At 72.7% G+C, this 21583-nt stretch carries 17 protein-coding genes; 4 read left to right on the top strand and 13 right to left on the bottom strand.

From position 1 onward, the window contains the following. Positions 1-50: 50 nt before the first annotated feature. Both ACFY30_RS35760 and ACFY30_RS35755 read right to left on the bottom strand, forming a co-directional pair. A complete protein-coding gene (locus ACFY30_RS35760) occupies positions 51-902 on the bottom strand; it encodes an ABC transporter ATP-binding protein (protein ID WP_390849294.1) in 852 nt (283 codons plus the stop codon). Beyond that, on the bottom strand, positions 895-1815 hold the full coding sequence (locus ACFY30_RS35755; RefSeq protein ID WP_390849293.1) for an ABC transporter permease: 921 nt from the start codon (positions 1813-1815) through the stop codon (positions 895-897). The genes ACFY30_RS35760 and ACFY30_RS35755 overlap by 8 nt, the downstream gene beginning before the upstream one ends. 177 nt (positions 1816-1992) lie before the next feature. On the opposite strand from ACFY30_RS35755, the gene ACFY30_RS35750 reads away from it, so the two are divergent. Continuing rightward, entirely contained in the window at positions 1993-2640 is a 648-nt protein-coding gene (locus tag ACFY30_RS35750) for a TetR/AcrR family transcriptional regulator (RefSeq protein ID WP_390849292.1), read from the top strand. Positions 2641-2688: 48 nt separating this feature from the next. After that, the gene (locus ACFY30_RS35745; protein ID WP_390849291.1) at positions 2689-3333 is read left to right on the top strand and encodes a LuxR C-terminal-related transcriptional regulator; all 645 of its coding nucleotides are present in this window, start codon (positions 2689-2691) and stop codon (positions 3331-3333) included. Between the two features lie 18 nt (positions 3334-3351). Here ACFY30_RS35745 and ACFY30_RS35740 read toward each other — a convergent pair whose 3' ends face one another. The 3 genes from ACFY30_RS35740 to ACFY30_RS35730 all read right to left on the bottom strand — a co-directional run bounded on the left by ACFY30_RS35740 (position 3352) and on the right by ACFY30_RS35730 (position 6639). Further along, entirely contained in the window at positions 3352-4281 is a 930-nt protein-coding gene (locus ACFY30_RS35740) for an ADP-ribosylglycohydrolase family protein (RefSeq protein ID WP_390849290.1), read from the bottom strand. 67 nt (positions 4282-4348) lie between these two features. Continuing rightward, a complete protein-coding gene (gene galE, locus ACFY30_RS35735; RefSeq protein ID WP_390849289.1) occupies positions 4349-5329 on the bottom strand; it encodes a UDP-glucose 4-epimerase GalE in 981 nt (326 codons plus the stop codon). Between the two features lie 65 nt (positions 5330-5394). Then, positions 5395-6639, bottom strand: coding sequence for a glycosyltransferase 87 family protein (locus ACFY30_RS35730; protein ID WP_390849288.1), 1245 nt, complete (start codon positions 6637-6639; stop codon positions 5395-5397). A 91-nt stretch (positions 6640-6730) separates the two neighbouring features. On the opposite strand from ACFY30_RS35730, the gene ACFY30_RS35725 reads away from it, so the two are divergent. Beyond that, positions 6731-8335 (top strand): glycosyltransferase family 39 protein, encoded by a 1605-nt coding sequence (locus tag ACFY30_RS35725; RefSeq protein WP_390849287.1) that lies wholly within the window; start codon positions 6731-6733, stop codon positions 8333-8335. Here the strand turns inward: ACFY30_RS35725 and ACFY30_RS35720 are convergent. Continuing rightward, positions 8283-8780: a MarR family winged helix-turn-helix transcriptional regulator gene (locus ACFY30_RS35720; RefSeq protein ID WP_390849286.1), complete on the bottom strand. Its 498-nt coding sequence runs from the start codon at positions 8778-8780 to the stop codon at positions 8283-8285. The genes ACFY30_RS35725 and ACFY30_RS35720 overlap by 53 nt on opposite strands. A gap of 141 nt (positions 8781-8921) precedes the next feature. On the opposite strand from ACFY30_RS35720, the gene ACFY30_RS35715 reads away from it, so the two are divergent. Continuing rightward, positions 8922-9335, top strand: coding sequence for an organic hydroperoxide resistance protein (locus ACFY30_RS35715; protein WP_390849285.1), 414 nt, complete (start codon positions 8922-8924; stop codon positions 9333-9335). A 29-nt stretch (positions 9336-9364) separates the two neighbouring features. On the opposite strand, the gene ACFY30_RS35710 is transcribed toward ACFY30_RS35715, so the two are convergent. From ACFY30_RS35710 to ACFY30_RS35680, 7 genes are all read right to left on the bottom strand, one after another. Further along, entirely contained in the window at positions 9365-10957 is a 1593-nt protein-coding gene (locus ACFY30_RS35710) for a hypothetical protein (protein ID WP_390849284.1), read from the bottom strand. A 94-nt stretch (positions 10958-11051) separates the two neighbouring features. Further along, positions 11052-12329, bottom strand: a complete 1278-nt coding sequence (locus ACFY30_RS35705; protein ID WP_390849317.1) for a hypothetical protein — start codon at positions 12327-12329, stop codon at positions 11052-11054. 96 nt (positions 12330-12425) lie between these two features. Further along, positions 12426-14642, bottom strand: coding sequence for a CDP-glycerol glycerophosphotransferase family protein (locus tag ACFY30_RS35700; RefSeq protein ID WP_390849283.1), 2217 nt, complete (start codon positions 14640-14642; stop codon positions 12426-12428). An 8-nt stretch (positions 14643-14650) separates the two neighbouring features. Next, positions 14651-16855, bottom strand: coding sequence for a CDP-glycerol glycerophosphotransferase family protein (locus ACFY30_RS35695; protein ID WP_390849282.1), 2205 nt, complete (start codon positions 16853-16855; stop codon positions 14651-14653). A 111-nt stretch (positions 16856-16966) separates the two neighbouring features. Beyond that, positions 16967-19231 carry a CDP-glycerol glycerophosphotransferase family protein gene (locus tag ACFY30_RS35690; RefSeq protein WP_390849281.1) on the bottom strand — a complete coding sequence of 755 codons (2265 nt, stop codon included), beginning with the start codon at positions 19229-19231 and terminating at the stop codon, positions 16967-16969. 153 nt (positions 19232-19384) lie between these two features. Continuing rightward, complete coding sequence (locus ACFY30_RS35685) at positions 19385-20236, bottom strand: carbohydrate ABC transporter permease (protein ID WP_390849280.1); 852 nt, start codon at positions 20234-20236, stop codon at positions 19385-19387. Continuing rightward, positions 20233-21576, bottom strand: a complete 1344-nt coding sequence (locus ACFY30_RS35680) for a carbohydrate ABC transporter permease (protein WP_390849279.1) — start codon at positions 21574-21576, stop codon at positions 20233-20235. The genes ACFY30_RS35685 and ACFY30_RS35680 overlap by 4 nt, the downstream gene beginning before the upstream one ends. Between the last annotated feature and the right edge of the window lie 7 nt (positions 21577-21583).

Below are 21583 nucleotides of genomic sequence, written 5' to 3'. Positions count from 1 at the left end.
CGAAGGGCGCCCCCCGGTCATCGGGGGGCGCCCTTCGCCTGCCCGCCGGCTCAGACGGTCGCCGCGACCGGCTTGGGGCGGGGCTTCTTCTTGGCCTTGTGGTCGCCGCTGAACGCCTCGTACGCGTCCATGACCTGCTCGGTGGGGCCGTCCATGCGCAGTTCGCCGCGCTCCAGCCACAGCACCCGTTCGCAGGTCTCGCGGATCGAGCTGTTGCTGTGGCTGACCAGGAAGACGGTGCCGGCGTGCTCGCGCATCTCGCGGATGCGGTCCGCCGAGCGCTTGCGGAACTGCGCGTCACCGGTGGCCAGGGCCTCGTCGATGAGGAGGACGTCGTGGTCCTTCGCGGCGGCGATGGAGAAGCGCAGTCGGGAGCCCATGCCGGAGGAGTACGTGCGCATGGGCAGGGAGATGAAGTCGCCCTTGTCGTTGATGCCGGAGAAGTCGACGATCTGCTGGTAGCGCTCCTTGATCTGCTCGCGGGACATGCCCATGGCGAGGCCGCCGAGGTAGACGTTGCGCTCGCCGGTCAGGTCGCCCATCAGGGCCGCGTTGACGCCGAGGAGGGAGGGCTGGCCGTCGGTGTAGATACGGCCGTTCTCCACCGGCAGGAGGCCGGCGATCGCCTTGAGCAGGGTCGACTTGCCGGAGCCGTTGGTGCCGATCAGGCCGATCGCCTCGCCCTTGCAGGCGACGAAGGAGACGTTCTTGACCGCGTGCACCAGTCGGGTGCCCGCCGCCTTCTCGGCCTGCTTGCGGCGCAGGATCCGGTTGAGGGCCGCGGTGGCGCTGCCGCGGCCGCCGCCGGTGCCGTTGACCCGGTAGACGATGTCGACGCCGTCGACGACGACGGTGGGGGCCCGCTCGTCGAGGGGCTGGATGGGGTGTGCGGTGTCAGCCACGGCCGTACGTCTCCTCAGCCTTCCAGAAGTAGATGAAGCCGCCGACGCCGGCGAGCAGCGCCCAGCCGGACGCGAGCGCCCACACGTGGGGCGGCAGCTGATCGGCGTGGAAGCTGTCGATCAGCGCGAAGCGCATCAGGTCGATGTACACGGCGGCGGGGTTGGCGCGCAGCACGTCCCTGACCCAGGACGGCCAGTCGGTGTGCTTGCTGAGCAGGTTGTCGATGCTCCACATCACGCCGGACACGTACATCCAGGTGCGCAGCACGAACGGCATCAGCTGGGCGATGTCCGGGGTCTTCGCGCCCAGCCGGGCCAGGATCATCGAGATGCCCGCGTTGAAGACGAACTGCAGGGTGAGGACCGGCAGGACGAGCACCCAGGAGAGGGCCGGCGGCACGCCGACCGCGAACAGGATGATCAGCAGCGCGGCCATCGAGAACAGCAGCTGCTGCAGCTGCTGAAGACAGTACGAGATCGGCAGCGCGGCCCGCGGGAAGTGCAGGGCCCGCACCAGGCCGATGTTGCCGGAGATGGACCGGGTGCCCGACATGATCGAGCTCTGGGTGAACGTCCACACGAACACGCCCGTGACCAGGAAGGGGATGAAGTCCGGCACGTCCTTCTTGGTCTGCAGCAGCATGCCGAAGATGAAGTAGTAGACGGCCGCGTTCAGCAGCGGGGTCATCACCTGCCAGATCTGGCCCAGCTTCGCGGCGCTGTACTGCGAGGTGAGCTTGGCGGTGGCGAAGGCGGTGATGAAGTGGCGGCGCGCCCACAGCTGACGGATGTACCGGGGCAGGGAGGGGCGGGCACCGCTGACCGCGAGGCCGTGCCGGGCGGCGAGGGCCGCCAGGTCGTCGTGGGGTGCGGCCGCCTGGGTGGTGGGCGGTGTGTGGAGGACCTGGCTCACATCCGCTGCTTTCACTCGGGGGTGGGGGTGCGTGCGGTCGTCCGGCCGCACGGCCGTCGCCCGGCGTTCTCTTACGTTTCTCTTCACGTTTTCTTACGTCGGGACGGGACCGTATCGTCGCAACGTGAGCGTAGGCCTTCTTCACGTCGGAACGCAACCGTTTCGTCGTAACGCCCTATGCTGGTCGGCATGACGACGAACGCGACGAACGCCGACGAACCGCAGGCGAAGCCGCGCCGCCGGGCTCCCGCGGGCGCGGCCGTGCTCCGCGAGGATGTGACGGAAGCCATCCGGGCGGCCGTGTTCGAGGAGCTCGCGACCGTCGGCTACGCGCGGATGTCCATCGAGGGCATCGCCCGGCGCGCCGGCGTGGGCAAGACCGCGGTGTACCGGCGCTGGCGCTCCAAGCTGCACCTGGTCCTCGACCTCGTCTCGGCGCTCGCCGTGCAGGGCCTGCCCGCCCCGGAGACGGGCGGCCTGGAGAGCGATCTGCGGATGCTGTACGAGGTCACCGCGCGGGCGCTCCGGCATCCCGTGGCCTCGCAGATCATCCCGGATCTGCAGGCCGAGGCGGCCCGCAACCCCGAGATCGCCGAGGCGCTGCAGAAGGCGCTGCGGGAGGGCCAGGAGGGCGTCGCGCTGAAGATCGTGGCGGCGGCGGAGCGGCGCGGCGAGGTCCGGACGGGGCTGGACGACGAGCTGGCGCTCGATCTGATCTCGGGTCCGCTTTACTGGCGTTCGGTGGTGATCCGCAGCCCGAAGCTGCCCAAGGGCTATCTGGGCGCGCTGGCGCGGGCGACCGCCGAGGCGATCAAGGCGCTGTGAACGGGCGGCTCCGGTCGCCCGGACGGGAGCGACAGGAATCGAGGTGGCATGAGAGTCGTGATGGCCGAGGACAACACCCTGCTCAGAGAGGGTCTTGTCCTGTTGCTGACATCGGCCGGGCACGAGGTGGCGGCCGTCGCCGGCTCCGGCCCCGAGATCCTGCCCGCGCTGCTGGAGCACCGGCCCGATGTGGCGGTCCTCGATGTGCGCATGCCGCCCGGCTTCCGTGACGAGGGGCTGCGGGCCGCCCTGGAGGCCCGCGAGAGGATCCCCGGCCTGCCGGTGCTGGTGCTCTCCCAGTACGTCGAGGAGTCCTACGCGGCCGAACTGCTCGGCGGCGGCGCGAGCGGCGTCGGCTACCTGCTGAAGGACCGCGTCGGCCGGGTCGACGAGTTCCTGGACGCGCTGGAACGGGTCGCGGGCGGCGGCACGGCCCTGGACCCCGAGGTCGTCACCGAACTCATGACACGCCGCAAGGACTCCCCGCTGGACCGGCTCACCCCGCGCGAGCGCGAGGTGCTCGCGCTCATGGCCGAGGGCCACGACAACACGACCATCGCCACCACGCTCGTCATCACCGAGCGGTCGGTCAGCAAGCACATCGGCAACGTGTTCCTGAAGCTGGGCCTGCCGCCGAGCGACACCGGCCACCGCCGCGTGCTGGCCGTACTGGCCTGTCTCAACAACACCTGATCCCGCGCGCCGACCCTCTCAAGCAGCCAGTCGCCGCGTGAGCCCGGCGAGTTCCGCCGGCCGCAGCACCCGGCCGTCCCATCCGGGCAGCGGTACGTGCACGGCGGCCGTCCAGCGCTCCGGGACGCCGTCGATGCCGTACACCGCCCCGGCGAGCCCGCCCGTGACCGCCGCGACGGTGTCCGTGTCTCCTCCGACGTCGACGGCGGCGCGGACGGCGTCCTCGTACGAGGAGGTGGTGCGCAGGGCCCAGACGGCGGAGCCGAGGCAGGGCCACACCGCGCCGTTGAACTCGGTGGCGAGGTCCGGGTGCCAGTCGGGGGCGAGGACGGTGGCGTAGCGCCGCCGGTGGGCGGGGTGCACCGCGGCCAGCGTGTCCGGGAGCGCGGCCAGCGGGTCGGCGCCGGTCAGGGCGACGCGGACCAGGTCGTGGAAGATCGCCGTGCCCTCCCAGGCCGCGGGGTCCCCGTGGGTGAGGGCGGACAGCCGCCGGCCCGCGTCCAGGGTGGCGGCGCGGCCCCGGGGCGCGAAGTGCACGGCGGAGGTCGCCGCCCGCATCAACGCGCCGTTCCCCGCAGCCCGTTGGCCGGACCGGAAGTGGCGTTCGGCGGCCGTGTCCCAGGGGTCGCCGCTGTTCAGCACCGCCTCGGTCTGCAGGCCGATGTCCTTGGGGCCGGCGGCGGCCCAGCGCCGGAACCGGGCGAAGACGTCGGCCGGATCCAGCCCGCCGCACTCCACCAGGGACTCGCCGACGAGTACCGCCATCTGCGTGTCGTCGGTCGCCTCGCCCGGCTCCCAGCCGCCGCCCCCGCACATCTCGCCGCCATGCCCCGGGACCGGGAACCGGGCAGAGAAGGCGCCCTCCGGCCCGAACTCGAAGGGCGCCCCGAGCGCGTCACCCACAGCCGAGCCGACCACACATCCGACGGCCCGCGCGATATCGATCATCACGCCAGCGTACGAGTCCGACGGACCGGGCGGCTGCGGGCCCAGGGCCCCGGCTCCCGGCGGCCGGTCAGCGCCGTGCTGCCTCCGGATGGAGGCGCAGCCAGCCCTGCCAGGCTGAGGTGATCATGTCCTGGACGTCGTGTCCGGCCTTCCAGGTGAGTTCCGTGGCGATGCGGTCGGCCGAGGCGACCACCCTGGCCGGGTCGCCGGGGCGGCGGGGCGCGATGGTGGGCGGCCGGTGATGCCCGGTGACGGCGTTGACGCGGTCGATCATCTCGCGGACCGAGACGCCCTCGCCCCGGCCGATGTTGAGGGTGAGGTCGCGGCCGGGCGAGGAGCGCAGGGCGTGGGCGGCGGCCACATGGGCCTCGGCCAGGTCGACGACGTGGATGTAGTCCCGCACGCACGTGCCGTCCGGGGTCGGGTAGTCGTCGCCGAAGATGCGCGGTGGGGCGTTCTCGGTGAGCTTCTCGAAGACCATCGGGATGAGGTTGAACACTCCGGTGTCCGCCAGTTCCGGGGCGGCCGCCCCCGCCACGTTGAAGTACCGCAGGGAGGCCGTGGCCAGTCCCGTGGCCCGGCCCGTGGCGCGGACCAGCCACTCGCCGGCCAGCTTCGTCTCGCCGTACGGCGACATCGGCACGCAGGGGGTGTCCTCGGTGACCAGGTCGACGTCCGGCATGCCGTACACGGCGGCCGAGGAGGAGAACACGAAGGACGGGACCCGGGCCGCGGTCACCGCCTCCAGCAGGACTCTGAGCCCCTCCACGTTCTCCCGGTAGTAGTGCAGCGGCCGCTCCACCGACTCGCCGACCTGCTTCTTCGCCGCGAGGTGGACGACGCCGGTGACCGCGTGCTCGGCGAGGACGCGGGCGACCCGCTCGGCGTCCAGCGTCGAACCCACCACCAGGGGCACCCCGGCGGGTACGCGCGCGGCGATGCCGGTGGACAGGTCGTCGTAGACCACCGCCCGCTCGCCCGCCCGGGTCATCGCCCGTACGACGTGCGCCCCGATGTAGCCGGCGCCACCCGTGATCAGCCAGGTCATGTCGCGACCTTCCCCCTCGTCACTCACTCGGTCGATCCGCGGACAATTGCCGCAATGGAGTCGTCTCACAGTGAAGCAGGCGTGCGGCTCCCGTGCAGGGCCTGTGGACAACTGACGGCGCGTTCCGCGGCGCGCGCCGTGCTCGCGCGCCACAGGCGCACGTACGAGAGCGCGGCCGCCGCGAGCAGCAGGCCGTTGCGCAGGACCATCAGCCCGGTGCCGGTCCAGGTGCACTCGATGACCTCGCCGTACTTGACCGGGAAGATCACGGCGCTGAGCGCGGTCGAGGCCAGGATCAGCGCGGCCACGGGCCGCTGGGTGGTGTGCCGGGAGGTCAGGCAGACGGCGGCCAGGCCCACCAGCCAGATCATGTACTGCGGGCTGATCACCCGGCTGGTCACGGTGAACAGCAGTACCGCGCTGAGTGCCGCGTCGTACGGCACGGCCTCGGTCCAGTGGCGGGCGCGGATCCGCCACCACAGCAGCAGGCCGAAGGCGACGGCGGTGAGGGCGAGCGAGGCGTGCGCCACGCTGGAGACGTACGGTCCGGTGAACTCCATCGCGCCGTACCGGTAGTGGACCTTGCCCGGCCAGTCGGCGTGGGTCGCGAGCGAGAGCAGCGTGCCGCCCAGGGACTCGATCTGCACGCCCCTGCCGCCCTGCTGGAGCAGGAAGGCGAGCGGGTTGCGGAACGCGAACACCAGGAGCAGGAACACCGCGGCCCCGGTCAGCGCCACCGACGCCCACACCGACCGGGTCTCGCGTCCCCGCCGCACGCCGACCAGCACGAGCACCGGCCACACCTTCACCAGCGCCCCCAGGGCGGCGAACGCCCCGCCCACGCGCGTGGAGCGGGACAGCGCCAGCAGGGAGATCACGGCGAGGGCGGTGACCTGCACGTCGTAGCGGGCGAACGGGACGCGGACCAGCAGGGGCAGCCCACCCACCCATACCGCCGCCCCGGCCAGGGTGCGGCCCGGCCGGGTGCCCGCGCGGGCCAGCGCGCACGCGACCGCCGCGTCCGAGAGGACCGTGAGGGCGACGAACGCCTGGAAGTACGTCCACCACGGCAGCAGCCCCGGCGACAGCAGCACGACTCCGGCGCCCGGCGGGTACTGCCACAGCGTGTCGTGCGCGGGGAAGGCGCCGTGCGACAGGACGCCGTACCAGTGGTGGTACGTGCGCCACACCTCCCGGCTCACCCGGCCGCCCAGGATCCCGAGGGAGTCGTGGGCGAGCAGCCACAGCATCAGGGCTCGGGTGGCCAGCCAGGCGGCGGCGAGGGCGAGAAGAAGACGACGACGTTCCATGACGGCGGATCGTAAGCCGCTTGAATGCCTCTTTAGTTCAGATACTCCGTCAATAGCCAATAAGCGGTACTAAATCGCACAAAATGGTCCCGTGGTCTCGAGGAACACGGGGAGTGCGGAGGGCGGGAGGCCGTGGCGCGCGGCCGTGGCGGTCACCGCCCCCGCCGGAGTCATGCTCGCGCTCGGCCTGTGGGGGCTCGACCGCGGGGGCATGTGGCGCGACGAGGCGGTCACCTTCCAGGTCGCACGGCGCTCGGTGCCGCAGATCTGGCGGCTGCTGCACGGGGTGGACGCGGTGCACGGCCTGTACTACCTCCTCCTGCACGCCGTCCTCGCCGTCCGTCCCGGCGAGGTCGTCCTGCGGCTGCCGTCCGTGGGCGCGGCGGTCGCCACGGCGGGACTGGTCGCGGCGCTCGGCGTACGGCTGGCCCGGCCGCGCGTCGGCCTGTGGGCGGGCCTGCTGTACGCGACGACCCCGCTGGTGGGCCACTACGCGCAGGAGGGCCGCTCGTACGCCCTCGTCGCCGCGGGCGCGGCCGCGGCGACCCTGCTGCTCGTCCGGGCGCTCCAGGGACGCTCCTGGTGGGCGTACGGCGTCACCCTCGCCCTGACCTGTCTGCTGCACGAGCTGGCGGTGCTGCTGGTGCCGGCCCACGCGGTGACGCTGCTGTACGCGCGCGTGGGGAGGAGGGTCTGGGTGCGATGGGGTGCCGCGTGCGGCGCCACCGGCCTCGTCCTGCTGCCGCTCGCCCTGGTGTCGAGCGGCCAGTCCGGTCAGGTGGCGTGGCTGCCCCGGCCGGGGCCGGGCAGCGCGCAGCGGCTGCTGCACGCGTTTCTCGGGCCGGGCGGGCCGGTCTTCTGGACCTGCCTGTTCCTCGCGCTCCTCGCCCTGCCGGGCCCCCGCCGCCTCACGCTCGCCGCGGTCGCCCTGCCGTGGACCGCCGTGCCCCCGCTGACCCTGCTCGCCGTCTCCCAGTTCCGCCCGATGTACGACGACCGCTATGTCCTGTACGCCCTCGCGGGCGCGCCGCTGCTGGTGGCGGCGGGCGCGAGCCGGCTGCTCGGTGCGGCGTCCTCACGGACCCCGTCGCCGAAAGCCCGGCCCGGGGCCACCCGCCGCCCGGCCCTCCGCGTCCTCGCCCCCCTGGCGGGCGCTCTCGCCGTCGTCCTGGCGTTCGCCCATCATCTGCCGCTGCACCGCCAGGACCGTGCGCTGCGGGTGCGTCCCGACACGCAGGCCGCTGTTTCCGCGCTGGCCGCGCGGGAGCTGCGGGCGGGGGACGCCGTGGTGTTCCTGCCGGCCATCGGGCGGCGGGCGAAGGCGGCGTACCCGGAGGGCTTCCGGGGGGTGCGGGACGTGGCGCTCGCCGCTCCCGGGCCCGTCTCGGGGACGCTCTACGGCCGTGAGCGGGGCGCCGCCGAGCTGCGGCGCCGGCTGCTCGCCCTGGACCGGCTCTGGGTGTTCGCCGAGCCGTACGCCCTGCGTTCCCCGTGGTACCCGCGCAATCCGGTCGAGCGGGTCAAGCTGACCGTCGTGACGGAGGACTTCGTGCCGGGCGAGCCGAGGCGCGAGTTCGTGCGGGACGGGGTCACGCTGCGGTTGTACACCCGCCGCCCGCCGGCCCCCGCCTGCTCCCCGGCCGTCACCTGTTCCCCGGCTCCTCCTCCAGCGCGGCCGCGTCCAGCGCGCCGGTGAGCTGGTCGAGGCGCTCCCGCAGCTCGCTGATCTCGTCCAGCCGGAACCCGGTCGCCGAAACGATCCGGCGGGGGACCTCCAGCGCCCGCTCCCGCAGCGCGGCGCCCTCGTCGGTCAGTCGGATCTCCACCGAGCGCTCGTCGCGCGCGCTGCGCTCCCGGCGCACCAGGCCCGCCGACTCCAGCCGCTTCAGCAGCGGGGAGAGCGTGCCGGAGTCCAGGCGCAGGTGTTCGCCGAGCTTCTTCACGGGCAGCTCGCCGTGCTCCCACAGGACCAGCATCACCAGGTACTGGGGGTAGGTCAGCCCGAGTTCCTTGAGGATCACGCGGTAGACGCCGTTGAAGGCGCGCGAGGCGGCGTGCAGGGAGAAGCAGATCTGGCGGTCCAGGAGCAGCCAGTTCTCCGGCGGGGCGGGGGAGGGGGTCGGGGTCGGGCTGTTGCTCATGCCTCCAGGATAGCCCCGGCGAGCCATTTAGTTGTGTGCAATTGAATTGTGTGCTCTACTTGTCTCCGTGAGCGGCCCGGGTGCGAGCAGCGCCCGGGCCGGCCACCCCCGTCACAGACTTCCGAGAGGGATGGTTCATCCATGGACGCGCTCTACACCGCAGTCGCCACCGCCACCCACGGCCGCGAGGGCCGCGCCGTCACCAACGACGGCAGGATCGACCTCGCGCTCGCCATGCCGGTGGAGCTGGGCGGCAACGGTCAGGGCACCAACCCGGAGCAGCTGTTCGCCGCCGGCTACGCGGCCTGTTTCGGCAGCGCGCTCGGTCTCGTCGGCCGTCAGGCGAAGGTGGACGTGAGCGACGCCGCCGTGACCGCCGAGGTCGGCATAGGCAAGCAGGGTGAGGGCTTCGGCCTGAAGGTGACGCTGCGCGTCGAGCTGCCCGACACGCTGGACGAGGCGACCGGCCGCAAGCTGGTCGAGGCCGCCCACCAGGTCTGCCCGTACTCCAACGCCACCCGCGGCAACATCGACGTCGACCTCGTCATCGAGTAAGCACCCCGGACGACCACCCCCGGAAGCGGCTATTCCCCGGAAAGCTGCTCCCGGGGGTTCTGTGTCCCGGGCGACACCCGTGCCAGGACCTCCCCCGTCCGCCGGCTCCACGCCACCACCACGGCCTCCTCGGGCACCGGGTGCCAGCGCGTCAGCAGCAGCCAGCGGATGCGGTAGCGGCGGGCGATCACCACCCGCTCGGCGCGGGTGGAGTCGTGGTCGAGATAGGCGCGGACGTCCGCCAGCCGGCGCAGCCGCACCCGCTCGTCCAGCGACGCGTCCGGCCAGGCGGGCGCCGCGAGGTTGGGGCCGTACCCGGCGATCGCGTGGACGGCGTAGTACCCGTCGGTGACCACCACCTCCCCGGGCCCGATGTGCCGGGCCGCCCAGTCGTACGCCGGCCAGTGCGGCGGCTGGTCGAAGCCCACCGGGTCCAGCGCGCGCGGCACGACCGCCCCCGCCTGCACGGTCAGCAGCCCCAGACCGGCCCCGCAGACCGCGACCGCCCCCAGCGTCCGCCGCCACACCGCCCACGGCCGGGGCGCGGCCAGCTCCACCGCCAGCGCGAACTGCGCCGGCACCAGGGTCAGGCCGAGGATCCGCCCGTAGGTGTAGTGGCCGCTGGCGAATCCGTACGTCACCACCAGGCAGTCCAGGGCGAACATCAGCACCAGCGGGTCGCGCGGCGAGCGCCGCCCCCGCGCCCACAGCGCGGGCAGGCCCAGCAGCGCCAGCCAGAAGTGGCCGGTCATCCCGTCGTACAGCCGCCGGTGCATCGCGTCCACGCTGCCGTCCCCGGCCAGCGCGAACACGTCGAAGTACGGCCAGCCGGCCGTGACCAGCAGCGCCACCGCGCCCGTCGCCGCCCAGCGGGCCGCCACCGCCGGCCGCCACTCGCGCTGCCACCCCAGGACCACGGCGACGCCGCCGGTCACGGCAGCCACCGCCGTGATCGGATGCACCAGCAGGATCACCCCGTACAGCGCGCCCAGCCCGGCGTACCCGGTGAAGCCGCGCAGACCGCTCGGGCCGACGTAGCGGACCAGGCGGCCGTCACGCGCGCGTGCCGCCGTCAGGGCCCATGCCCAGAAGGCGGCCCCGATGGCGAAGGTGGACGGATAGCCCAGGTTGCCGGTCATCGACATCAGGCCCAGATAGCCGCTCCACCAGGCCCGTTCCGTACCCCACAGCAGGGTCATCGCCGTCAGGGCGAGAACGGGCGCCCACGGTCGCGGCGTCAGCGCGCGCACGAAACGGCCGATGCCGGTCAGCAGCACCAGCAGGTTCAGCGGCCCGGCGACCCGCAGCACCTCCCAGCCGGTCAGCCCGGTCAGGCGGGCGAACGCGCCCTCGGCCACCGCGTACGGCGAGTAGTAGGGGCTGCCCGCGCCCGGCAGGTCGGCCATCGGATGCCGGGGCCGGAGCAGATCCGCCTTGAGGCGTTCGACGACCGCCGCGTGCACACCCGCGTCGCAGCACAGCGGCACCCGCCAGAACGCCAGCGACATCACCAGCCAGAACAGGAAGCCGAAGACCTGGTACGGACTCGGACGCCACACCCGCCCGCCGCGCAGCGCCCTGGCGCCGCGCACGGGCCGCCGGGTCAGGACACCGGCGCTCACCGGACGGAAACCAGAAAGCGGCAGACAGGGGCAAAGTTGCGCATCAGGGGCATTGGTCGTATCTTCCCGTCTGCGTCAACGGCCTTGCCGGATGTCATCCCATCGAGTGAGTCCGATCGGAGGGCCCTGACCGCTCCTGCGCCGGCAGCGCGACCCGCTCCCGCACCAGCACCGACTCCAGCAGCAGCGGCATCCCCAGCACCGGCAGCAGCCACGCCAGCACGATCAGCCGGTCACCCCAGATGTTGATGTCCGGATGCCCCGCCTGGGTCAGGACCCCGGTGAACGCCGCGGCCACGACGAACACCCCGGCCGCCCGCCGCGCCCGCAGCACACCCCACGCCCCGGCCGCCAGCGCCGCCACGAACAGCGGCTCCCACAACTGCCGGCGCGACCACTCCACCCAGAAGTTCAACTGAAGGTGCAAGAACTCCGGCCACACCCGGGCGCGGTCGGGCCGGGAGAAGTGAGGGGTCAGCAGATCCTGGAGGCTCTCCGACTCCGCCGGATAGTGCAGCAGCCGGGCCAGCAGCATGGTCCCCAGCACCCCGCAGCAGCCCGCCGCGGTCACCACGACCACGCCGCGCCCCGGCGCCCGCCCCGCCCGCCGCCGCCGTACGGCCAGCAGGCCGCCTGCGGACGCCAGGCACAGCCCGAGGAACAGCGCCTGCGAGTGCTTGACCGTGAACAGCGCCGCCAGCGACCCCCCGACGAGCCACGCCGCCGCCCGCACCCGCCGCCCGCCCTCGTCCAGGGCCAGCACGCACCCCCACACCGCGGCCAGCGTCAGCGCCAGCATCAGCCCCTCGGTCATCGGGCGCATCGCGGTCGTGCCGCAGGGCAGGACGTAGTACAGCGCCTGTCCGGTCAGACACACCAGGGCGGGCGCGCGCAGGGCGCGCAGCACCAGGAAGGCCAGCACCCCGCCCGCCACCGTCACCGCGACACCCGCCAGCCACAGCCCCCACGTCACCCCGAACAGGGTGAGGAACGGCAGCAGGAACACCGGATACCCGGGCCGCGCCTCGAAGATCCGCATGAAGCGCTCCGGCATGAACGGCACGGTGTGGCCGCCGGTCTGCCCCGCCCTCAGCCGCGCCCCGACGTTGCGCCACTCCCGCTCCCGGCACTCGGACTGCACCCGGCGGGTGGGGTCGGGCCCGTGGAAGCGGACCACGTCCACGCTCTGCCGCCGGGCCGCGATCGAGGCGCCGCTCAGGCAGGCGTAGTCGATGGTCGCTTCCGCCGCCTCCCGCTTGCCCTCCCCGCGCAGGCTCAGCGCGTACGACAGGTAGTTCTTGGAGTCCGGGGTGTCCCGGCCGGTGACGTTCGCGAGCTGGAGCACCGCGAACACGGCGGCCAGGACCAGCACCCAGGTGCGGGGCCGCCATGTGACTCCGACGACTTCTGTGGATTCAGTGACATAAGGGGATTTCACGGCATCTGGACTATCACGCCCGCCGCGTGTTCAGGTCGACGCGAGCTGCTCGTGCGCCGCGCTCGGACCGGGCACCTTCACCGGCACCCCGTCCGGGAACTCCTCGCCCAGCAGCAGCCGCCGTACGACCCGCTCGGCGGCGCGCCCGTCGTCGTACTCGCAGAACCGCGCCCGGAAGTCCGCCCGCAGCCGGGCGGAGTCCTCATCCCGCCAGCTGCCGGAGGCCAGCAGCCGGACCAGCTCGCGGTAGGTGCGCGAGACATGGCCGGGAGCCTGCGCGGTGATGTCGAAGTAGACGCCCCTGCTGGCCGCGTACGCGTTCCAGTCGTCGGCGTGCACCACGATCGGGCGGTCCAGGTTGGCGTAGTCGAACATCAGGGCCGAGTAGTCGGTGACCAGGACGTCCGAGGCGAGCATGACGTCCTCGACGTGCGGCTCGTCGGTCGCGTCGACGAGCACACCGCGCCGGTGCAGGTCCGACAGGCCCATCCCGCGCGCGTGCCCGGTCGCCAGGGACGGGTGCAGCCGTACGACCAGGGTGTGGCCCTCACCGAGGTCGGCGGCGAACCGGGCCAGGTCGATCCGGTCGACATGCCCGCCGCGCACGTACTCCCGCCGGGTCGGCGCGTACAGCACGACCGTGTGCCCGGCCGGGACGCCCAGCCGGGCACGCACCGCCGCGCCCGCCTCCGCGCCCGCGCCGACCAGCACGTCGTTGCGCGGGCTGCCGGTCCGCGCCGACGCGAAGTGGCACGGGTACGCCCGCTCCCACACCAGTTCCGAGTGCCGGTTGGCGACCAGGCTGTGGTCCCAGCGGTCGGCGCGGCGCAGCATCTGCGGCACGTCCACCCCGTACCGGGCGCCGGGCTTGGCCAGCAGATCGGCGGCCATGTACTTCAGCGGGGTGCCCTGGTGGGTGTGGATGTGGACGCTGCCCGGGCGTTTGGCCAGCGTGCCCGGCCAGTTGACGTTGTTGACGAAGAAGCCGGCCCGCGCGGTCACCCGGCGGTACTCGGGGGAGTCCAGGAGCACGTGCTCGACCCCCTCGGGGAGCCGCGCGGCCGTCTCCTCGTCGCGCACCACCCACACCCCGCGCAACTGCGGGGCGATCTCCAGCGCCTTGCGGTAGACCGCGCCCGGGTCGCCGAGCACGCCCCGGTGCGAGAACGCCGAGTACACCACGAGCCGCGGATCGGGCGCCCGGCGCGGCCGCGCCCCGTCCAGCCCGCGCCGCACCCCGCCCGCGGCCGCCCGGCGGACCAGCCCGCCGCGCCGCGCCAGTTCCCGCGCGGCCCGCTCGGCCTGCCGCCGCACCCGGTAGGCGGCGTACCCGCCCTCCAGCACCCGCAGTCCCGCCGGGACGGGCGCACCGGCGGGCTTGTGGGCGCGGAACATCTCGGCCGTCCGGCGGAAGAACTCGCCCTTGTCCGAGGGCGGCAGCCGGTCCGGCTTGGCGAGGATGTCCAGGCAGTGCTCGCCCATCTTGCGGTGCAGAAACGGCCGCCAGTCCGCCAGCGCGGGGCGGGAGTCGACGAAGGCGAAGACCCGCTCGTACTGGTCGTGGATGTCGAAGTGCTTGCGGCTGGTGGTGGACAGGATGTTGCCCTGGCGGCGCTGGCGGTAGTTCAGGCAGATCCGGTCCAGCGTGGCGATCCGCTCCGCGCTGAGCATGACCGGGAACGTCCAGGGGGTGTCCTCGTAGTAGCCGGGCGGGAAGGCGAAGCCGTTCGCCTCGACGAAGGCGCGCCGGTAGACCTTGTTCCACACGACCATCAACAGGTCCAGGATCTCCGGGCGTTCGGCGGCCGTGAAGGTGCCGTCGCCGGTCTCGGCGAGGAGGTGCGCGAGGGCGTTGCGGCGCGTGCCGCCCCACCAGTAGGTGCGCGCGTAGTCGAAGACCAGCACGTCCGGGTCCGCGGACTCGGCCAGCCGGTCGGCCATCGCGCGCAGGGCGCCTGGGGTGAGGGTGTCGTCGCTGTCGAGGAAGAACAGGTAGTCGCCGGTGGCCAGGGGCATCCCCGCGTTGCGGGCGCGGCCCAGGCCGACGTTCTCCGGCAGGTGCAGCACCCGGACGCGGTCGTCGCGGGCCGCGAACTCGTCGAGGATCGCACCGCAGCCGTCGGGCGAGCGGTCGTCGACGGCGATCACCTCGAAGTCCCGGTACGACTGGTCTAGCAGCGAGTCGAGACACTCGCGCAGGAAGCCCTGCACCTTGAAACAGGGGACGATGATGCTGAAGCGGGGCACTGCGGGGGTCAGCTCCTTACGAGGGGGGAGGCGGCCGGGGCCGGGACGCGCTCGGCGAGCGGCCGCACGGGCGGGATCGCCTCCGGGGGCTCGCCGAGCAGCACCCTGCGCACCACGCGCTCGGCGGCGCGGCCGTCGTCGAACTGGCAGAAACGGGCACGGAACGCGGCCCTCAGCGCCTGGGACCCGGCGGAGGCGTACGCGCCGTCGCGGAACACCCGCGCCAGCTCCTGCGGGGTGCGGGCCACCGGTCCGGGCGGGGCCGCCATCAGGTCGAAGTACACGCCGCGCGTCTCGGTGTAGACGTCCCAGTCGTCGGCGTACACGACGATCGGGCGGTCCAGGTTGGCGTAGTCGAACATGATCGACGAATAGTCGGTGACCAGCACGTCGGCGGCCAGGCAGACGTCCTCGGAGGAGCGGTGGCCGGTGACGTCGATGATCCGGCCGGTTCCCCGGGAGGGGCCGCGGTCGTAGAAGTAGTGGGCGCGCAGCAGGACGACGAGGTCCTCGCCGGCCGCCTCGCAGAAGGCCTCCAGGTCCAGGCCCGTCTCGAAGCCGGTCTGGTGGTCGCGGTGGGTGGGCGCGTACAGGACGGCCGTCTTCCCCTCCGGGACGCCCAGCTCCCGCCGCACCCGGGCCACGTCCCGGGCCGTCGCCGTGTAGAAGACGTCGTTGCGCGGATAGCCGTACTCCAGGTGCTCGTACCGGCCCGGGAAGGCGCGCTCCCACATCTGCGTGGAATGGGTGTTGGAGGAGAGGTTGTAGTCCCAGCGGTCCACGCGCCCGAGCAGCTTGGTGAAGGAGCCGGTCGCCGCCGCCGTCACCGGGTACGTCGACTGGTCGACGCCCATCTTCTTCAGCGGGGTGCCGTGCTGCGTCTGCACATGGACACTGCCCTCCCGCTTGACGACGCCCTCCGCGAAGTTGGCGTTGTTGACGAGGTACTTGGCGCGGGCCAGGACGTCCCAGTAGCGGCGGCTGCCGATGACGGCGTGGTCGATCCCCTCCGGCATCGCGTGCGCCTGATCGGGTTCGACGAGGAACACCGAGCGGATGTGCGGGGCGAGTTCGGCGGCCTTGGCGTGGATCGCGGCCGGGTTGCAGGCGTAACCCCGGCCCCAGTAGGCGCAGTACACCGCCAGGCCGGGGTCGATACGGCGGCGCAGCCGGCGCCCGTAGAACAGGCGCGTGCGCAGACCCCGGGGGCGCGGCACGCGCTGGGCGGCCGCCGATGCCTTCTGGTTGGCGCCGCGCAGCGCGCGGAACGCGGTGTACGCCCCCGCCGCGAGGAGCCGGTGCTGTACTCCCAGACTCCCGCCCGGCCTGCGGAAACCCGCCGGCCGGTGAAGGCGGTACAGCCTGCCCGCACGGCGGAAGAAGGCCCGGCGGCAGCGGCCCGGCAGCCGGGCGGGGTGCGCGGCCGTCTTGAGGACGAGGGTGAAGAGCTGCTCGAACAGCGGACCCAGCCGGTCCGTGGGCAGGCCGAGTTCAGCGGCCCGCGTCAGCACCAGCTCGGCGCGGTCCAGCAGTTCGGTGTGGTGCTCGCCCGGCAGGTTGAGCCGGCTGCCCTGCCGGCGCAGCAGATGCCGTACGACGACATGGCGCAGGACCGCGATCCGGCCGGCGCTCAGGGTGACCAGGCCGCCGAAGCCGACGTCGGTGAAGTGGCCCTCGGGGAAGGCGAGCCGCTGTTCGCCGAGGAAGGAGCGGCGGTAGGCGGCGCTCCAGGCAGGCAGCTGCACACCGGTCACCAGGGGGGCCTCGGCGGGGGGGCAGGCGCCCTTCGGGGCCCTCGCCAGCAGCGGGGCCGCCGGGTTCGTCGGCTCGCCCTCCCACCACGGTGTGCGCTCGTGCTCGAAGTACAGGACGTCCACGTCACCGGTCGCGGTGAGGCGGGTGTCCAGCGCCGTCAGGGCGCCCGGGGCGAGGGTGTCGTCGCCGTCGAGGAACAGCAGGTACCCGCCCGTCGCCGCCCGCATCCCGGTGTTGCGCGCCCCGGCCAGGCCCGCCGACGGCGGCGAGTGCACCGGTGTCACCCGCGCGTCCCGTTCCGCGTACCCGGCGGCGACGGCGGCGGCCGGGGTGTCGGGCGCGTCGCAGACCGGGATCAGCTCGAAGTCGCCGAAGGACTGGGCGAGGACGGAGTCCAGCGCCAGCGACAGCCGGCCGGCCACCCCGTGGGACGGGACGATGATGCTGAAGCGGGGCATACTGCTCTCTCTGTGGTGATCTGTGCCGCTCTGCGGCCGCGCTCTGTGCCGTCGGCCATCGGTGCCGCCCGGTACCGCCGTGTGCCGCTCTACAGCGGTGTTCAACGGCGGTCAGCGGCCGTCGGTGACGGGGTGCGAGCCGGAAGGCTGCGGCACGGCGGCGACCGGGGAGTGCGCCGTGGCGGCCGCCGACGGCGCGGGCCGGCGCTCGGCCGGCGGCACCACCGGCGGAAGCTGCGTCTCGCCCAGCACGACCCGGCGGACGACCCGCTCGGCGGCACGTCCGTCGTCGTACGGGCAGAACCGCTCACGGAACGCGGCGCGCCGCTGGGCCGAGCGGGAGCCGCGCCATCGGCCGGTGGTGAAGATGTCGATCAGCTCGTCCTCGCTGCGGGCGACCGCGCCCGGCGGGAAGGCGCGCACGTCGAAGTAGGTGCCGCGGGCCGCCTGGTACGCGGCCCAGTCGTCGTCGGGGGCGTGCACGACGATCGGGCGGTCCAGGTTGGCGTAGTCGAACATGATCGACGAGTAGTCGGTGACCAGCGCGTCCGAGGCCAGGCAGAGGGATTCGACGCTGGGGTGCTCGCCGACGTCGATGACACCGGGCGTCCGGCGCGCGAGGAGGGAGCCCTGCCAGTAGTGGGCGCGGGCCAGGATCACGAAGCGCGGGCCCAGACCGCGCACGACGCGCTCCAGGTCGAGGGCGGCGCACTGGGTGCGGCGGTGGTCGCGGTGGGTGGGGGCGTACAGGAGGGCGACCGTGTCGCGGGGGATGCCGAGGGACTCGCGCAGCCGGGCCACGTCCGCCGCGGTCGCCTGCTGGAAGACGTCGTTGCGCGGATAGCCGTATTCGAGGGTCAGATAGCCGCCGGGGTAGACGCGCTCCCAGGTCAGCGTGGTGTGGCGGTTGGCGGACAGGACGTAGTCCCATTTGTCGACGCCGCGCAGCAGCTCGTCGAAGTCCATGTCCCGCGCGGCCGCCGGGCGTTCCCGGAGGTCGAGGCCCATGTGTTTGAGGGGGGTGCCGTGCTGCGTCTGGACGAAGACCTGGCCGGGCCGTTTGACCAGCCTGCGGTCGAAGTTGACGTTGTTGACGAGGTACTTGGAGCGGGCCAGCGCCGTCCAGTAGGCGGCCGTGCCGGGGGCGAGCGGCTGCGGGCCCGGCGGGACCGACCGCTGGTGCTCGGGGCGGGCGATCCAGGCGGTGCGCACCTGCGGCGCGAACGTGCGGAACGCGGCCTCCAGCGCGCCCGGGTTGCAGCCGTGCCCGCGCCCCCAGTACGCGCCGAACACCGCGCGGTCGGCGCGCAGCGGCAGCCGCAGCTGGATGTGGTAGTGCGCCTGGAGCAGGGCGGCCCGCAGCGCGCGGGCCAGCTTCACGCCGAGCTTCAGGGTGCGGCGCCGCAGGGTCATGCCCGCCTGGAGCGCCCGGTAGGTGCGGTGCAGGCCCAGGTGGACCAGGGCGTGGCGCAGACGGGAGCGCAGCGGGAGCGGGCTGCCCGGGCTGCGGTGCCGGCGGCAGTGGGCGCGGGCCCTGCGCAGGAACTCGGCGTGCGAGCCGCGCGGCAGCCGGTCCTGCTTGGTGAAGACGGTCGTGAAGTGGTCGACCATGCGGCGGAACAGCACCGGCCGCCACGGGGCGAGTTCGGGGTGCTCCTCGACGAACGCGAAGACCCGGTCGTACTGCTCGAAGACGTCGAAGTGCCTGCGGCTGGTGGTGGACAGGATGTTGCCCCGGCGGCGCTGGCGGTAGTGCACGCACACCCGGTCGAGCGTCGCGATCGACTCCGCCGCCATCAGCGCCGGGTACGTCCACGGCGTGTCCTCGTAGTAGCCCGGCGGGAAGGTCAGACCCACACGCTGGACGAACTCCCGCTTGCACGCCTTGTTCCAGGCCACCATCAGCACCCGGAACAGGCCCGGCCGGTCCGCCAGCCGGAACGGCGCCGGACCCTGCTCGGTCAGCAGGGCCGCCCGCTGGTTGCGCTCCGCCCGGCCGTCCCAGTAGGTGCGCGCGTAGTCGTAGACCAGGACGTCCGGTTCGCCGGTCTCCTTCAGCCGGTCGGCGATCGCCCGCAGCGCCTCCGGGGTGAGGGTGTCGTCGGAGTCCAGGAACAGCAGGTAGTCGCCGCTCGCCACCCGCATGCCCGCGTTGCGGGCCCGGCCCAGACCCACGTTCTCCGCCAGATGCACCGCGCGCACCCGCGGATCGCGGGCGGCGAACTCGTCGATGATCTCACCGCAGGCGTCCGGCGAATGGTCGTCCACGGCGATCAGTTCGAAGTCGGTCCACGACTGGGACAGCACCGACTCGAGGCACTCGTGCAGGTACGCCTGAACCTTGTACGCGGGGACGATGACACTGAACCTGGGCAAGGGACATCCATGGGTCGGCGCGGGCAGGGCCTTGCCCGGAAACGGCCGATGGAGTGATCCGGTTACGGTTCGTACGGCATTCGGGGGATTGCGGGTGAACGAAAGAGGACGGGACCGTGACGTCCCGCCCCCCTCCCGTCGTTGTCCTCCGGGCTATTTGACCGCGCCCGCCATCACACCGGACACGAACTGCCGCTGGAACGCGAAGAACACGGCCAGCGGGATCACCATCGAGATGAACGCGCCCGGCGCCAGCACGTCGATGTTGTTGCCGAACTGCCGCACCTGCGTCTGCAGGGCGACCGTGATCGGCTGGCTGTCGGCGTTGGTGAACACCAGCGCGACCAGCATGTCGTTCCACACCCACAGGAACTGGAAGATGGCCAGGCTCGCGATCGCCGGAGCGCCCAGCGGCATCACGACCCGGAAGAACAGGCGCAGTTCGCCCGCCCCGTCCAGCCGGGCCGCCTCCAGCAGTTCGCGCGGGATCTCCGCGAAGAAGTTCCGCAGCAGGAACACCGAGAACGGCAGGCCGAAGCCGACGTGGAACAGGATCACCCCGAGGACGGTGCCGAACAGGCCGATCCTGCCGAACAGTTCGGCGATCGGGATCAGCGCCACCTGCACGGGCACCACCAGCAGGCCCACCACGGCGAGGAACCACCAGTCGCGGCCCGGGAACTCCATCCACGCGAAGGCGTATCCGGCGAGCGAGCCGATGAAGACGACGAGGATCGTCGCCGGGACGGTGATCAGCACCGTGTTGACGAGGGAGTCGGTGATGTCGCTGTTCTCGAGGAGCTTGCGGTAGCTGGTGAAGGTGAGCCGGGAGGGCTCGCTGAACACCTTCCACCAGCCGCTCGCGCTCATGTCCTCCGGTGCGCGGAGGGAGGAGACGAGCAGACCGATGGTCGGCACCAGCCAGAACAGGCCGACGACGAGGAGAAACGCCCGGACCAGTCCGCCGTTGAGCTTCTCGACCAGCCACTTGCCCGTCGTCGTCATCGCCGCACCTCCCGCCTCAGCCGTCGCACGTTGAACCACATCATCGGGATCACCAGCAGCAGCAGGAACACCGCGATGGCGCTCGCGATGCCCGGCTGGTCCTCGGAGAAGCCCTTGCGGTACAGCTCCAGCGCCAGCACGTTCGCGTCGTCCTGCGAGGATCCCGGCGCGATGATGAACACCAGGTCGAACACCTTGAGCACATTGATCATCAGGGTGACGGTGACGACCGCGAGGACCGGCGCGAGCAGCGGGACGGTGACCCTGCGGAACACCTGCCACTCGTTCGCCCCGTCGACCCGGGCGGCCTCGAGGAGTTCCCGCGGGACGCCCGCCAGGCCGGCCGCGATCAGCACCATCGCGAAACCCGCCCACATCCAGATGTACGACCCGATGATCGCCGGGGTCACCAGGGACGGGCCCAGCCAGTCCAGGCCGTTGTACGGCTCCTTGAAGTTGCTCGCGGGCAGCCGGAGCCGGGCGCCGTCGGCCTCGGCGGGGAGGGTGAAGGTGCCGTCGTCGGCGGCCTTCGCGGACGCCACCACCTTGCCGTCCTTCACCGCCTCGATCCTCATGCCGGCGTAGCCCAGCTCGGTGGGGTCCGGGGCGCCGAGGGTGCCGACGCCCTTGCCCCGGGTGAAGTCCTGCCAGGTGGTCCCGGTGATCTTCCCCGGCTCCGCCTTCGGCGCCACGGCCGTCTTCGCGCCGTCGGGCATCTGGTCGGGGGCCACGCCCACCAGGGGCAGGGTGACGGTGCCGCCGGTGCGGACGGTGGCCTCGGTCAGGAAGCCGCCCTCGCCGGCGCGCAGCGGCGAGTCGCGGCCCGGGTGGGCCTTCGGGAACGCGGACGCCTGCGCGAACGTGTCGTGCACGCCCACCCAGACCGCGTTCGCGACGCCCTTGTCCGGGTCCTGGTCGTAGACCAGCCGGAAGATGATGCCGGCGGCGAGCATCGAGATCGCCATCGGCATGAAGACGACCAGCTTGAACGCCGTGCCCCAGCGCACCCGTTCGGTCAGCACCGCGAAGATCAGCCCGAGCGCGGTCGCGACCGTCGGCGCGAACACCACCCAGATCACGTTGTTCTTCAGGGCCGCGCGGATGCCGTCGTCCGTGAAGAGGGCCTTGTAGTTGTCGACGCCGGCGAACCCGTCGCCGGACTGGTCGTAGAGACTGCGCACGACCGAGTACCCGATGGGGTAGACCACGAGCGCGCCGAGCAGCAGCAGGGCGGGCAGCAGGAACAGCGCCGCCACGGCCTTGCGGGTGCCGGTGACGCTCTTGCGCGGGCGAGGAGGGGCGGGGGCTCCGGGAGCCCCCGCCACCGCTGCCGACTTCATCGCCGGG

It is taken from the genome of Streptomyces sp. NPDC000345 (assembly GCF_042898825.1).
Classification (GTDB): Bacteria; Actinomycetota; Actinomycetes; order Streptomycetales; family Streptomycetaceae; genus Streptomyces.
Note: the sequence above shows the minus strand (reverse complement) of the source record. Positions and strands in the feature narration are given on the sequence as shown.

Bases quoted from the DNA above. Each gene is read 5' to 3' on its own strand.
- galE (WP_390849289.1), bottom strand. From the start codon at position 5,329: ATGACCTGGCTGATCACGGGTGGCGCCGGCTACATCGGGGCGCACGTC.
- ACFY30_RS35720 (WP_390849286.1), bottom strand. From the start codon at position 8,780: ATGAGCAACAGCCCGACCCCGACCCCCTCCCCCGCCCCGCCGGAGAAC.
- ACFY30_RS35745 (WP_390849291.1), top strand. From the start codon at position 2,689: ATGAGAGTCGTGATGGCCGAGGACAACACCCTGCTCAGAGAGGGTCTT.
- ACFY30_RS35730 (WP_390849288.1), bottom strand. From the start codon at position 6,639: ATGGAACGTCGTCGTCTTCTTCTCGCCCTCGCCGCCGCCTGGCTGGCC.
- ACFY30_RS35680 (WP_390849279.1), bottom strand. From the start codon at position 21,576: ATGAAGTCGGCAGCGGTGGCGGGGGCTCCCGGAGCCCCCGCCCCTCCT.
- ACFY30_RS35740 (WP_390849290.1), bottom strand. From the start codon at position 4,281: ATGATCGATATCGCGCGGGCCGTCGGATGTGTGGTCGGCTCGGCTGTG.
- ACFY30_RS35685 (WP_390849280.1), bottom strand. From the start codon at position 20,236: ATGACGACGACGGGCAAGTGGCTGGTCGAGAAGCTCAACGGCGGACTG.
- ACFY30_RS35715 (WP_390849285.1), top strand. From the start codon at position 8,922: ATGGACGCGCTCTACACCGCAGTCGCCACCGCCACCCACGGCCGCGAG.
- ACFY30_RS35695 (WP_390849282.1), bottom strand. From the start codon at position 16,855: ATGCCCCGCTTCAGCATCATCGTCCCGTCCCACGGGGTGGCCGGCCGG.
- ACFY30_RS35750 (WP_390849292.1), top strand. From the start codon at position 1,993: ATGCTGGTCGGCATGACGACGAACGCGACGAACGCCGACGAACCGCAG.